General features: G+C 63.6%; 9 protein-coding genes and 2 pseudogenes. 5 read left to right on the plus strand and 6 right to left on the minus strand.

Annotated features, from left to right (window positions below):
• From sufC to ACSKB8_RS32950, 3 genes and pseudogenes are all read right to left on the minus strand, one after another.
• Positions 1-753 (minus strand): Fe-S cluster assembly ATPase SufC, encoded by a 753-nt coding sequence (gene sufC, locus ACSKB8_RS32940; protein ID WP_438108607.1) that lies wholly within the window; start codon positions 751-753, stop codon positions 1-3.
• 61 nt (positions 754-814) lie between these two features.
• Positions 815-2312: pseudogene (gene sufB / locus ACSKB8_RS32945) on the minus strand (Fe-S cluster assembly protein SufB).
• Positions 2313-2434: 122 nt separating this feature from the next.
• A pseudogene (locus tag ACSKB8_RS32950) lies at positions 2435-3573 on the minus strand (cysteine desulfurase family protein).
• Between the two features lie 336 nt (positions 3574-3909).
• Here ACSKB8_RS32950 and ACSKB8_RS32955 point away from each other — a divergent pair.
• Positions 3910-4557 (plus strand): alpha/beta hydrolase, encoded by a 648-nt coding sequence (locus tag ACSKB8_RS32955; protein WP_014495555.1) that lies wholly within the window; start codon positions 3910-3912, stop codon positions 4555-4557.
• 127 nt (positions 4558-4684) lie between these two features.
• Here the strand turns inward: ACSKB8_RS32955 and ACSKB8_RS32960 are convergent, their stop codons facing one another.
• The 3 genes from ACSKB8_RS32960 to ACSKB8_RS32970 form a co-directional block, all read right to left on the minus strand.
• A complete protein-coding gene (locus ACSKB8_RS32960; RefSeq protein WP_370990350.1) occupies positions 4685-5008 on the minus strand; it encodes a DMT family transporter in 324 nt (107 codons plus the stop codon).
• A gap of 10 nt (positions 5009-5018) precedes the next feature.
• Complete coding sequence (locus tag ACSKB8_RS32965) at positions 5019-5696, minus strand: glutathione S-transferase family protein (RefSeq protein ID WP_438108610.1); 678 nt, start codon at positions 5694-5696, stop codon at positions 5019-5021.
• 96 nt (positions 5697-5792) lie between these two features.
• Positions 5793-6896 carry an anhydro-N-acetylmuramic acid kinase gene (locus ACSKB8_RS32970; RefSeq protein ID WP_438108612.1) on the minus strand — a complete coding sequence of 368 codons (1104 nt, stop codon included), beginning with the start codon at positions 6894-6896 and terminating at the stop codon, positions 5793-5795.
• Between the two features lie 165 nt (positions 6897-7061).
• Here ACSKB8_RS32970 and tyrS point away from each other — a divergent pair, with 165 nt between their 5' ends.
• The 4 genes from tyrS to ACSKB8_RS32990 all read left to right on the plus strand — a co-directional run bounded on the left by tyrS (position 7062) and on the right by ACSKB8_RS32990 (position 12324).
• Entirely contained in the window at positions 7062-8315 is a 1254-nt protein-coding gene (tyrS, locus tag ACSKB8_RS32975; protein ID WP_438108614.1) for a tyrosine--tRNA ligase, read from the plus strand.
• 57 nt (positions 8316-8372) lie between these two features.
• Positions 8373-9632, plus strand: coding sequence for an MFS transporter (locus ACSKB8_RS32980; protein ID WP_438108616.1), 1260 nt, complete (start codon positions 8373-8375; stop codon positions 9630-9632).
• 221 nt (positions 9633-9853) lie between these two features.
• Positions 9854-10291, plus strand: coding sequence for a DoxX family protein (locus ACSKB8_RS32985; protein WP_438108618.1), 438 nt, complete (start codon positions 9854-9856; stop codon positions 10289-10291).
• Between the two features lie 338 nt (positions 10292-10629).
• Positions 10630-12324, plus strand: coding sequence for a methyl-accepting chemotaxis protein (locus ACSKB8_RS32990; RefSeq protein WP_438108620.1), 1695 nt, complete (start codon positions 10630-10632; stop codon positions 12322-12324).
• Positions 12325-12511 lie beyond the last annotated feature (187 nt).

The raw sequence follows: 12511 nt of genomic DNA on the forward strand, positions 1-12511 counted from the left end.
TTACGCGGCATCCTCGAACTGGGTGTAGCCGGACGCTTCCAGCTCCAGCGCCAGTTCCTTGTCACCGCTCTTCACGACACGGCCCTTCGACATCACGTGCACGAAATCGGGCACGATGTAGTTCAGTAGCCGCTGATAATGGGTGATAACGACCATCGCGCGCCCCGGCGAACGCAGCGCGTTGACGCCGTCGGCCGCGATGCGCAGCGCATCGATGTCGAGGCCGGAATCCATCTCGTCGAGGATGCACAGGCTGGGCTCGAACAGCGCCATCTGGAGCACTTCGTTGCGCTTCTTCTCGCCGCCGGAGAAGCCGACATCGACGCCGCGCTTGAGCATGTCCTGCGGGACGTTCAGCGACTTCGAGACCTCGCGGACCTTCTTCAGAAACTCCGGCACCATCAGTTCGCTCTCCCCGCGCGCCTTGCGCTGGGCATTCAGTGCGGTACGGAGGAAATTCATGGTGGTGACACCGGGAATCTCGACCGGATACTGGAACGCCAGGAACACGCCCTTGGCCGCGCGCTCGTCGGGATCCATCTCCAGGAGGTCCTCGCCCCTAAACAGGATCTGGCCGTCGGTGACCTCGTAGCCGGGCTTGCCGGCGATGACATGAGAGAGCGTCGACTTGCCGGAGCCGTTCGGCCCCATGATCGCGTGCACCTCGCCCTCGTTCACGGTCAGCGTCAGCCCGTGGAGGATCTCACGCTCCTCGACGCGAACCTTGAGGTCTTTCACTTCAAGCAAAGCCATTTTGGTGTCCAGTCTATTCAAATGAGGCATGGAGCGCCTAAGCGCACCGCGAGGGTCGGTGTTAACCGACCGACCCTTCAAGCGAGATCGAGATCAGCTTCTGCGCTTCCACCGCGAACTCCATCGGCAGCTGCTGAAGCACATCCTTGACGAAGCCGTTGACGACGAGGCCGACGGCCTCCTCCTGGCTGAGGCCGCGCTGGATGCAGTAGAACAGCACATCCTCAGAGATCTTCGAGGTCGTCGCCTCGTGCTCGAAGGTCGCCGACGAGTTCTTCGCCTCGATGTACGGCACGGTGTGCGCGCCGCATTTGTCGCCGATCAACAAGGAATCGCAGGCGGTGAAGTTGCGCGCGCCGGTCGCTTTGCGGTGCGCCGTCACGAGCCCGCGATAGGTGTTCTGCGATTTGCCGGCGGCGATGCCCTTGGAGATGATGCGGCTCGAACTGTTCTTGCCGAGATGAATCATCTTGGTGCCCGAATCGACCTGCTGGGAAGCCGTTCGAGATCGCGATCGAGTAGAACTCGCCGCGGGAATTGTCGCCGCGCAGGATGCAGCTCGGATATTTCCAGGTGATCGCCGAACCGGTTTCGACCTGGGTCCAGGAGATCTTGGAATGGTTGCCGCGGCAGTCGCCACGCTTGGTGACGAAATTGTAGATGCCGCCCTTGCCGTCCGAATTGCCGGGATACCAGTTCTGCACCGTCGAATATTTGATCTCGGCATCGTCGAGCGCCACGAGCTCGACCACGGCCGCGTGCAGCTGGTTCTCGTCGCGCTGCGGCGCGGTGCAGCCCTCGAGATAGGAGACGTAAGAGCCCTTGTCGGCGATGATCAGCGTGCGCTCGAACTGGCCGGTGTTGCGCTCGTTGATGCGGAAATAGGTCGACAGCTCCATCGGGCAGCGCACGCCCGGCGGCACATAGACGAACGAGCCGTCGGAGAACACCGCCGAGTTCAGCGTCGCGTAGAAATTGTCCGACGTCGGCACCACGGAGCCGAGATATTTCTGCACCAGTTCAGGGTGCTCGCGGATCGCCTCCGAGATCGGCATGAAGATCACGCCAGCCTTCTTCAGCTCCGCCTTGAACGTGGTCGCCACCGAGACCGAATCGAAGACCGCGTCGACCGCGATCTTGCGGCGGGCGGGGTCTTCCTCGCCCACCTTCGGCTCGACGCCTTCGAGCATGGCGACTTCCCGCAAGGGAATGCCGAGCTTTTCGTAGGTCTTCAGAATCTCCGGATCGATCTCGTCGAGCGAGGTGACCGTCTTCTTCGGCTTCGGCGCCGCGTAATAGTAGATGTCCTGGAAGTCGATCTTGGGATATTCGACGCGTGCCCAGGTCGGCTCGGTCATGGTCAGCCAGCGCCGATAGGCTTCCAGCCGCCACTGGAGCATCCAGGCGGGTTCATTCTTTTTCTGCGAGATGAACTTTACGATCTCTTCCGAAAGCCCCTTGGGGGCCTTCTCGGAGTCGATCAGGGTTTCAAACCCATAACGATACTGGTCGACGTCGATGCGCTTCACGCGCTCGACCGTCTCTTGTACGGCTGGCATTCCATCCTCCGCTCGCGGTTTCAAGGACCGCGGTGGATCAAACTCGGACGAGTATTACGTCTATTACGATGTTTTTTGGCGGAAAGCACGCACCTAGAACCATTCAAGCCGTGTTTCGTCGCCTAGCCCTTAAGTAGGTTATTACCGAGCTTTCGCCAAGCCTCTAACGCTCGATTGATCTCCTCGAGTTCCGTGGACCAGCCAAGACTGAGGCGCACCGCTCCCTGGGCCACAATGGGATCGTACCCCATGGCCGAAAGCACGTGGGACGGCTGGACCTTTCCTGATGAGCAGGCTGAACCTGACGACACGGCGACGCCCGCGAGGTCAAAGCCGATCACAGCGGTCTCGGCCTTCAGGCCTGGCGCGGTGAAAAGGACGGTATTTGGCAACCGCTCCACATCGTCCGCAAAGACGATCACCCCGGCAATTGCGCGAAGGCCATTTTCCAAATGATCCCTGAGGGTTGCCATTCGCTTCGCATCCTCCGGCAGAGCCTGAAGCGCCGCTTTGACCGCCGCGCCAAAGCCGGCAATCCCAGCGACATTCTCGGTGCCCGCCCGGCGGCTGAGCTCCTGCCCGCCACCCCGCAGAACCGGCTCCAGACCGGCGAGCCCTTCCGCCACCACCAGCGTGCCAACGCCCTTCGGGCCGCCGATCTTGTGCGCAGAAAAGGTCGCAAGGTCTGCGCCCACAGCCTTGATATCGAACGGAATTTTGCCCAGCGCCTGGATCGCATCGACGTGCAGGAGGCCGCCGACCTCATGAACGATCCGCGCCGCCTCCGCGACCGGTGGAGCGCGCCGGTCTCGTTATTGGCAGCCATGATGGAGACCAGCGCCGGCGGACCGCCACCGAGCTGGTCCCTCAGATCCTCGAGATCGACGACGCCGGAATGCGTCACCCGGATCTGACTGATCTTGTCCGCCGGGAACCGGCCGCCCGTCAGCACCGAAGCATGCTCGGCTGCGGAGACCAGCAGTCGCTCAACGGGTCCGCCCGACGGCCCCCGCAGGCCGGGCGACAGCGCCAGCCCGTTGGCTTCGGTTCCGGCTGAGGTGAAGATGACGTTCCGCGGCAGCGCACCTACGGCTGCGGCCAGAGTGGCACGGGCCTCCTCGACCAGGCGCCGCGCCTCCCGCCCCTCGGCATGGACGGAGGATGGATTGCCGATCAGGTCATATGCAGCCAGCATCGCCGCCCGCGCCTCAGCGCGAAGCGGCGTGGTCGCGTTCCAATCGAGATAGACCCGGGTCGGCATTGAGTAAGATATTACCTCAAATCAAAGGGGCATTTCCGTCGGCCCGACATGGGCCGCGGACAGGCGCTTGGCAACCATGATTCCGAATGATGCGGTCGCGGTGACGCGACCATGACACGCTAACATCTTGAACCCGTTGGGCGATGTTCAAGATGCTTGCTTTTTGACCCTGTGCCTATGTTAGAACGCGCACCGTCAAGTCACCGCGCGCCGTCAGCGCATCACCGCACGACGCGCCCTCTCACTCTTCATTGCGCTTTCGTCGGCATCTGCCGATGAAGCCACAATCGGTTGATTGCCGAGGTAGCCTCCAGGAAATCAATCAAGAGATCATCGATGCCCGAAGTCATTTTTACCGGCCCTGCCGGCCGTCTCGAAGGCCGCTACCATCCGGCCAAGCAGAAGAACGCGCCGATCGCGATGATCCTGCATCCGCATCCGCAGTTCCACGGCACGATGAACCATCAGATCGTGTACCAGTGCTACTACGCCTTTGCGCATCGCGGCTTCTCCGTGCTGCGCTTCAACTTCCGCGGCGTCGGCCGCAGCCAGGGCTCGTTCGACCATGGCACCGGCGAATTGTCGGATGCGGCGGCTGCGCTCGATTGGGCGCAGACCATCAATCCCGAAGCGCGCGCCTGCTGGGTCGCCGGCTTCTCCTTCGGCGCCTGGATCGGCATGCAGCTCCTGATGCGCCGGCCCGAGGTTGAAGGCTTCATCTCGATCGCGCCGCCCGCCAATCTCTACGACTTCTCGTTCCTCGCGCCCTGCCCGTCCTCGGGCCTGATCGTGCATGGCGAGAAGGATGCGGTGGTGCCGCCCAAGGACGTCAACACGCTGGTCGAGAAGCTGAAGACGCAGAAGGGCATCGTGATCGACCAGCAGGTCATTCCCGGCGCCAATCACTTCTTCGACGCCAAACTCGAGCCGCTGATGGAAACCATCACGGCCTATCTCGACATGCGCCTCGCCAACGTGCGCTGAGGCCCTATAGCACTAAGGTCCTGTAGCCCGGATGGAGCGCAAGCGAAATCCGGGAAACTCCATCCGCAGATACAGGGCCCCGGATTGCGCTTCCGCTCCATCCGGGCTACGGGACTGAGTTCGCCGCTCAAGCCAGCTTGAGGGCGACGATCCCCGTCAGCACAAGCGCGATGCCCGCAAGCTTCACCGCGCTCAAGGTTTCGCCGAATAGCATGACGCCCATCAGGAACGTGCCGGCCGCGCCAATGCCGGTCCACACCGAATAGGCAACGCCGACCTCGAGCACCTTCAAGGCGCGCCCGAGCAGGAAGACGAAGGCGGCGAGCAGCACCAGCGAGGTGAGGCTCCAGCCTGCGCGCGTGTAGCCTTCCGCATATTTCATCGAGATCGCCCAGCCGATATCAAGCGCGCCGGCGATCACCAGCATGAGCCAGGCCATGGACTGCGACATTGGCATCGCCTCAGGCCGCGAGCTTCAAAAGATGCGCATCGTGCCGCACCAGGAAGGCCCGCAGCAATTGCGGATAGTCCGTCCCGACTGCGGCGCGCACGCTGGGTCGCTTCGCGAGCTCGGCCCGCCACCCGCGGACCCTGGGCAGATCGCTGAAGATGCCAAGCTCGGTCAATTCATCGAACACATCGAAATAGCGAAAAATCGGCGCGAACACTGCGTCGACGAGGCTAAACGCATCGCCCGCGAAATACGGCCCTGCGCCAAGCGCGGCTTCCACGCGCGCGAATTTGGCCGCGAGCGCCTGGCGCTTGCTCTCGAATGTCGCCGGATCGGTCGTCGTCTCCAGCCCCCAGAGGTCGCCGAGGATCGCCGAGCCGAACTCCATCCAGGCGCGGTGCTCGGCACGCTTCAGCGCATCCGCCGGATGCAGCTTCGCGCCGCCCTGCGTCTCTTCGATGTACTCGCAGATCACATTGCTCTCGAACAACGCAACCTCGCCCTTGTCGGTCGCAACGACCAGCACCGGCACCTTGCCGAGCGGCGATAGCTTCAGGAACCATTCGGGCTTGTTGGCGAGATCGATATCGATCCGCTCGAACGGCACGCCCTTCTCCTTGAGCGCGATCACAGCACGCTGCACGTAGGGACAAAGCTTGTGGCTGATCAGTTTGAGCGAAGCGGTCATGGTGGCGATCTCGGCGGTTAAATGCAACTGCATCTATATAGATGCAACTGCATTAACTCGTCAAGGTCGATGCATCTGCATCAACTGCCTGTGACTTCAGGGCCGTGCGATCATCCCGCCCGTCATCGGCATCGGCACGCCCGTTGTTGCGGGATAGGACAGCGGCAGGCCTTTGAGGCCGCGCGCGGCGAGGAAGCCGAAGGCCTGCGCCTCGATGGCGTCGGAGGCCCAGCCGAGCGTTTCGGCGGCCTCGACGGTGGCCGAACCGACGCGATCTCGGAGCATCCGCAGCATGGTGAGGTTGCGGGCCCCGCCACCGCAGACGATCCAGCTGCGCGGCCGCCGCGGCAGCAATGGAATGACCCGGGCGATCGCCGCCGCGGTAAAGGCGGCCAGCGTCGCGGCGCCGTCGGCCGGCGGCATGTCGCCGAGCTTCAGCGCAGCAAAATCATTGCGGTCGAGCGACTTTGGCGGCGGAGCTGCAAAGAACGGCAGCTCCAGTGCGCGCGCGATCCAGGCTTCATCAGCCTTGCCGAGCGCGGCGAATTTTCCTTCCGCATCGAACGCCTGGTTCATGCTGCGGTACATGAAGTCGTCGAGCAGCGCATTGCCGGGCCCGGTGTCGCAGGCGATCAGCGTGTCGTTGCCGTCGATATAAGTGATGTTGGAGACGCCGCCGATATTGACCACGACAATCGGCCCCTCGCGCTCGAGCGAATTGGCCAGCGCCCGGTGGTAAACCGGCACGAACGGCGCGCCCTGCCCACCGGCCTCGACGTCGGCGGCGCGGAAATCATGCACCACGGGGATATGGATCGTCTTGGCCAGCGCCGGCCCATCGCCGATCTGCACCGTCAGCCGCTTTTCGGGCCGGTGCAGCACGGTCTGGCCGTGGAAGCCGACGATGTCGATGTCCTCCGGCCTCATCCGGTTTTGCGCGACGAAAGTGGCGACCGCCTCGGCATGGGCCCGCGTCACCACGCGCTCGGCCTCGGCCAGGATCCCCGGCCGAGCATCGCGTTGGGACAGGTGCACGGCCTCGCTCAGCGCCTGGCGCAGCAGGTTGCGCTCAGCGGGACTATAGGGCCGGTAGCCGGTCGGCCCGAACGCGTTCACCTGCTTACCATCGGTTTCGATCAGCGCGACATCCACCCCGTCCAGCGAGGTGCCGCTCATCAAACCGAGTGCCGTCAACATCATGGATCAGCGTCCTCAAAAGACCTGCCCTGGCATGCCGATCTTGTGCCAGAGGGACACATCTTATAATGCCACAGCGCCAAGTGGCGGGCGGCAATCGAGTTCCCATGCAAGACTTTTAAATTGCCCCCAAAACAGTAAACCAAGAATTGTCAGGCACGCCGACAGATGACTGCATTTAAATCGGATTTCCTCAATACCCTGCAGGAACGTGGATTTATCCACCAGTGCTCCGATTTCGAGGGGCTGGACGCGCTCGCCGCCAAGGGCGAAGCGACCACCTATGTCGGCTACGATTGCACCGCACCTTCGCTGCATATCGGCAACTATCTGACCATGATGATGCTGCACTGGCTCCAACAGTCGGGCAACAAGCCGATCACGCTGATGGGCGGCGGTACCACGATGGTGGGCGATCCCTCCGGCAAGGATGAGACGCGCGCGATGCGCACCGTCGCCGAGATCGAGGCCAACAAGGCCTCGATCCGCGGCGTGTTCGCAAAGGTGCTGCACTATGGCGAGGGCAAGAGCGACGCCATCATGCTCGACAATGCGGAGTGGCTGACCAGGCTGAACTGGATCGAGATGCTGCGCGACGTCGGCCGGCATTTCTCGGTCAACCGCATGCTCACCATGGACTCCGTGCGGCTGCGCCTCGAGCGCGAGCAGGAGATGAGCTTCATCGAGTTCAACTACATGGTCTGCCAGGCCTACGACTTCGTCGAGCTCGCCAAGCGCACCGGCTGCCGTCTCCAGATGGGCGGCTCCGACCAGTGGGGCAACATCATCATGGGCGTCGATCTCGGCCGCCGCATGGGCACGCACCAACTGTTCGCGCTGACGACGCCGCTGCTGACGACCGCGTCCGGCGCCAAGATGGGGAAGACGGCGCAAGGCGCGGTCTGGCTCAACGCCGACCAATTCTCGCCGTATGATTTCTGGCAATACTGGCGCAACACCGAGGATGCCGACGTCGGCAAATTCCTGAAGCTGTTCACGACGCTGCCGATAGCGGAGATCAAGAAGCTCGAGGCACTCGGCGGCTCCGAGATCAACGAGGCGAAGAAGGTGCTCGCGACCGAAGCGACCGCGCTGCTGCACGGCCGCGACGCCGCGAACGAGGCGGCGGAGACCGCGCGCCGCACCTTCGAGGAAGGTACGCTCGCCGAAAGCCTGCCGACGGTGGAAATTCCGCGTGGCGAGCTCGATGCAGGTTTTGGCGTGCTCAACGCTTTCGTTAAGGCGGGCTTGGTTGCCTCCAACGGCGAAGCTCGACGCCAGATCAAGGGCGGCGGCCTGCGCATCAACGACGCGCCGGTCACCGACGAGAAGATGGCGCTATCAGGAGCCAATCTGACGCCGGAGGGCGTGATCAAGCTGTCGTTCGGCAAGAAGAAGCACGTCCTCATCAAGCCTGCATAGCCGTATGAGCTTTTCGCTGCTTGTCAGGGCGCGCTGAAGCGCGCTCCCTGACCGGCAATGGACCAGAACACGCCCAGGGAAACGAACAGGGATGGCGTCGCGGTAACGCCGCAAGGCGCCGTGCGCATCGCGCTCACCGTGCTCGCGCTCTGCTTCACACTGGCTGTGCTGGGCCGCGGGCTCGGCGACAGTTTTACGGTGTTCCTGAAGCCGATCTCGGAGAGCTTCGGCTGGGACCGCGCGCAGATCGTCTCGGTCTATTCCCTGACCTGGCTCGCCAGCGGCCTCACCGCGCCCTTCGTCGGACGCCTGTTCGATCATTCCGGACCGCGCATCGTCTATGCGCTCGGGCTGCTGTTGCTCGGCGCTGCGTTCCTGATCGCAGCGCACGCACAGCACCTGTGGCAATTCCAGCTGTCGATCGGCCTCTGCGTCGGCATCGGCATTGCCTTCATCGGCATCGTACCGAACTCGATCCTGCTTGGCCGCTGGTTCGGACCCCGCCTGCCGACTGCGATGTCGGTGGTCTATTCGGCGATGGGCGGCGGCGTGCTGGCACTGCTGCCGGCCTCGCAGCTCCTGATCGATCACATCGGCTGGCGCGGCACCTACCAGCTGTTCGGCTTCGCGGCTCTAGGCCTGCTGGTGCCACTCATGCTGCTGCCATGGCGGCTATTCGCCGCCGGCTCGCCGCATGTCGTGAAGAAGACCGATCCGGATTTCGTCGACAATGGCTGGACGCTCCTCGGTGCCATGCGGCACCACGCATTCTGGGCGCTGTTCTCGACCTTCTTCTTCACCGCGGTCGGCATGTATGCGATCGCCGCGCAGATCGTGGCCTATCTGATCGACGCCGGCTTTCCGCCGCTCCAGGCCGCAACCGCCTGGGGCTTCTCCGGCGTCGTGCTGGTGTTCGGCATGTTGGGAGTCTCCGCCCTCGACGGGCTGATCGGGCGCCGGCCGTCGGTGCTGCTGAGCTACGCGATCTCGATTCTCGGCATCTTCCTGCTCTGGCTCTTGCAGTATGATCCGAACATCATCCTGCTCACCGGTTTCGTCGTCTGCTTCGGCAGCATGATGGGCTCGCGTGGCCCGCTGATCAGTGCCACCGCGATGCGAATCTTCCAGGGCAAGCGCGTCGGCACCATCTACGGCACCATCTCGATCGGCAGCGGCCTCGGCTCGGCATTCGGCTCCTGGAGCGGCGGCCTGATTCATGATGCAACCCACGGCTACAATGCAGTGCTCGCCTTCGCACTTGCGAGCGTGGTGCTCGGGATGATTCCGTTCCTGGTCGTGCCCGCCTTGCGGCGGTAGGTTTCTCAGGGGTAACTTGAGTTCATTGGCGTCACCGGACAATTACGGGTGGGCATGACGCAAACACGAGCAAAAAATTCGGATCGAACGCGAACCTGCGGTGTTTTGTCTGACATGACGAAAATGTCAGCTCGGAATTCATCCTGGGTGGCTTGCGAGGCCGAACCGAATGCGGTCCAAGTCGCAGCGTTGGGTCACAGCATTGGATGGAGGGCAAACCAATGAACTTTCCTTATCTCACCCGCTTTGAACCGGTTCTCCTGAGCCTGTTCCGCTTCATTACCGGCCTGTTGCTGTTCCAGTACGGTATTGCCAAGCTGTTCAAGTTTCCGGTGCTCCCGTACTTCGCGAACATCCCGCCGATCATCTACGCGGCCGGTACGCTTGAGCTTGTGCTCGGAGCGCTCCTGATGCTCGGCCTGTTCACCCGCCTCTCGGCTTTCATTCTCTCGGGTGAAATGGCCTTCGCCTACTTCATGGGCCACATGTTCAAGGGCGAAGCGCCGGTGTTCCTGCCGCTGCTCAACGGCGGCACCGCCGCGATCCTGTTCTGCTTCGCCTGCCTCTACCTCTCGGCAGCCGGCGGCGGCTCGGTCAGCGTCGATGCGGTGATGGGCAAGGAAAGCGAATCGACCGGCGGCGCGCTCGCGCGGCGCTGACCCGCGCAATTGGCGTGCAAGTAACGGATGGCGCCGGCAGCTTCGCCGGTGTCATCTACCGCGAACCCAGCACGTTCCAGATCAGGACGAGGGCCGCCACGAGCAGCACGGACATGATGATGCGGTGAACGAATTGATTCATCGCCGTCCCGGCTAGGCTCGGTCACAACCAAAATCCAGCATCAATTCTCTCCGCCATGCGCAGGCGAAGCGCGTTGCGCCTGCACATTTGCGCATGCGGCTGCGTGCGCGGCAGCGCGTCGCACGCGTCCGTTCATGATTGGTAAGAACTTCATGCTACCGACGCGTGCAATAACAACCATTCCGTAGAGGCCGTGATGCAGCTGCTGAGTCATCTCAAGATCCGCACCAAGCTCGCCAGCATGGTCTGCCTCGCGGCGCTCACGGTCACGGCCATCATCGGGGTCTCGGCCGTGCTCAGCAAGAGCCGTATGATGGAGGACCGCGTCCAGCAGATGCGGACTGCGGTGGAGCTCCTCTATAACTACGCGCAATCGCTCCAGGACGAGGTGACGGCTGGCAAGCTCACGCAAGCCGAGGCCAAGAGCTTGTTCCACCAGCGCGGCCGACGCATGAGCTTCAATGGCGGCCAGGGCTACCCGGTGGTCTATAATCAGGACACCTCACTGGTCGTGAACGGCGCCAATCAACAGCTCGAAGGCAAGATCACCGGCGCCAAGGATTCCAACGGCGTGCTGATCGCCGACGCCATCATCAAGGCCGGCAGCGAGACCGCGCAAGGCGGCGTGACCTCCTATCTCTATCCCCGCCCCGGCCAGACCGAGCCGGTCCGCAAGACCGTGTTCGCGCGCAAATTCGTGCCTTGGAACGTGACCATCAGCTACGGACTCTATGTCGACGACATCGATGCGGACGTGCGCGCACTGACGCTGGAGCTGGCCGCCATCGGCATCGGCCTGATGCTGCTGATGGCGGCGCTGTCCTGGCTGATCGCCCGCGACGTGCTCGGCGCGCTCGACCGCCAGAAGAACCGCATGCAGGAGATTTCCGAAGGCGCCATCGACAAGGTGGTCGAGGAGACCGGCCGCGGCGACGAGATCGGCCGCATGGCCGAGACACTCGAAGTGCTGCGGCAAACCGCGCTGACGGCGCGTACCCTGGAGGCCGAGCAGGTCGCCACCAAGGCCCGTGGCGAACAGGAGAAACGTGATGCCTTGATCGCGCTTGCCGACCGCTTCGACGCCTCCGTCGGCCAGCTCGTCGGTCTGATGGCTTCGGGCTCCGGCGAACTCGAGGCCACCGCCAAGTCGATGTCGTCCACTGCCGAAGGCACCAACCGCCGCGCCGCCGTGGTCGGCTCGGCCGCCACCGAGGCCAGCCAGCGCGTCCAGACGGTTGCGGCCGCCGCCGAAGAGCTCTCCTCCTCCATCACCGAGATCAGCCGTCAGGTCGCGCAGTCCGCCGAGGTCACCGGACGCGCGGTGGACAGTGCCCGCCGCACCGACACCATCGTGCGCGCGCTGTCCGATGGTGCCCAGCAGATCGAGCATGTCGCCGAGCTGATCTCCAGCATCGCGGCGCAGACCAATCTGCTCGCGCTCAACGCCACCATCGAGGCTGCACGCGCGGGCGACGCCGGTCGCGGCTTTGCCGTTGTCGCATCCGAGGTGAAGTCGCTCGCGAGCCAGACCGCGGAAGCCACCCGCGAGATCGGCGACAAGATCGCCCAGATCCAGGGCGCGACCAAGGAAGCGGTGGAGGCGATTGGCGGCATCACTACCACTATCGAGGAGGTCAGCCGCATCGCCACCTCGATCGGCGCCGCCATCGAGGAGCAAGGCGCCGCCACCGCCGAGATCGCCCGCAGCGTCTCGCAGACCGCGGAGGCGACCAAGGAGGTCACCACCAATATCGGCGGCGTCAGCACCGCTGCGAACGAGACCGGCAATGCCGCCGGCATGGTGCTCGCAGCTGCCTCGAGCCTCTCCAAGCAGGCCGAGCAGCTCTCCGGCGAGGTCGGGACGTTCCTGGCCGGCGTGCGCGCGGCGTAAGCTGCGGGATACTGCCGCTGACGTGAATGTCGCGCTGGCTTAGCTCGCGCGAACAGGGCCGCGGGTCCTACACCTCTCCCGCTTGCGGGAGAGGTCGGCGCGAAGCGCCGGGTGAGGGCTTTCTCCTCATGGGAATCTCGCTGCGGAGGCACCCTCTCCCCAGCCCTCTCCCGCAAGCGGGAGAGGG

It is taken from the genome of Bradyrhizobium sp. BR 1432 (assembly GCF_051547705.1).
Lineage (GTDB): Bacteria > Pseudomonadota > Alphaproteobacteria > Rhizobiales > Xanthobacteraceae > Bradyrhizobium > Bradyrhizobium zhanjiangense.

Bases quoted from the DNA above. Each gene is read 5' to 3' on its own strand.
- ACSKB8_RS32980 (WP_438108616.1), top strand. From the start codon at position 8,373: ATGGACCAGAACACGCCCAGGGAAACGAACAGGGATGGCGTCGCGGTA.
- tyrS (WP_438108614.1), top strand. From the start codon at position 7,062: ATGACTGCATTTAAATCGGATTTCCTCAATACCCTGCAGGAACGTGGA.
- ACSKB8_RS32985 (WP_438108618.1), top strand. From the start codon at position 9,854: ATGAACTTTCCTTATCTCACCCGCTTTGAACCGGTTCTCCTGAGCCTG.
- ACSKB8_RS32960 (WP_370990350.1), bottom strand. From the start codon at position 5,008: ATGTCGCAGTCCATGGCCTGGCTCATGCTGGTGATCGCCGGCGCGCTT.
- ACSKB8_RS32990 (WP_438108620.1), top strand. From the start codon at position 10,630: ATGCAGCTGCTGAGTCATCTCAAGATCCGCACCAAGCTCGCCAGCATG.
- ACSKB8_RS32970 (WP_438108612.1), bottom strand. From the start codon at position 6,896: ATGATGTTGACGGCACTCGGTTTGATGAGCGGCACCTCGCTGGACGGG.
- ACSKB8_RS32955 (WP_014495555.1), top strand. From the start codon at position 3,910: ATGCCCGAAGTCATTTTTACCGGCCCTGCCGGCCGTCTCGAAGGCCGC.
- sufC (WP_438108607.1), bottom strand. From the start codon at position 753: ATGGCTTTGCTTGAAGTGAAAGACCTCAAGGTTCGCGTCGAGGAGCGT.
- ACSKB8_RS32965 (WP_438108610.1), bottom strand. From the start codon at position 5,696: ATGACCGCTTCGCTCAAACTGATCAGCCACAAGCTTTGTCCCTACGTG.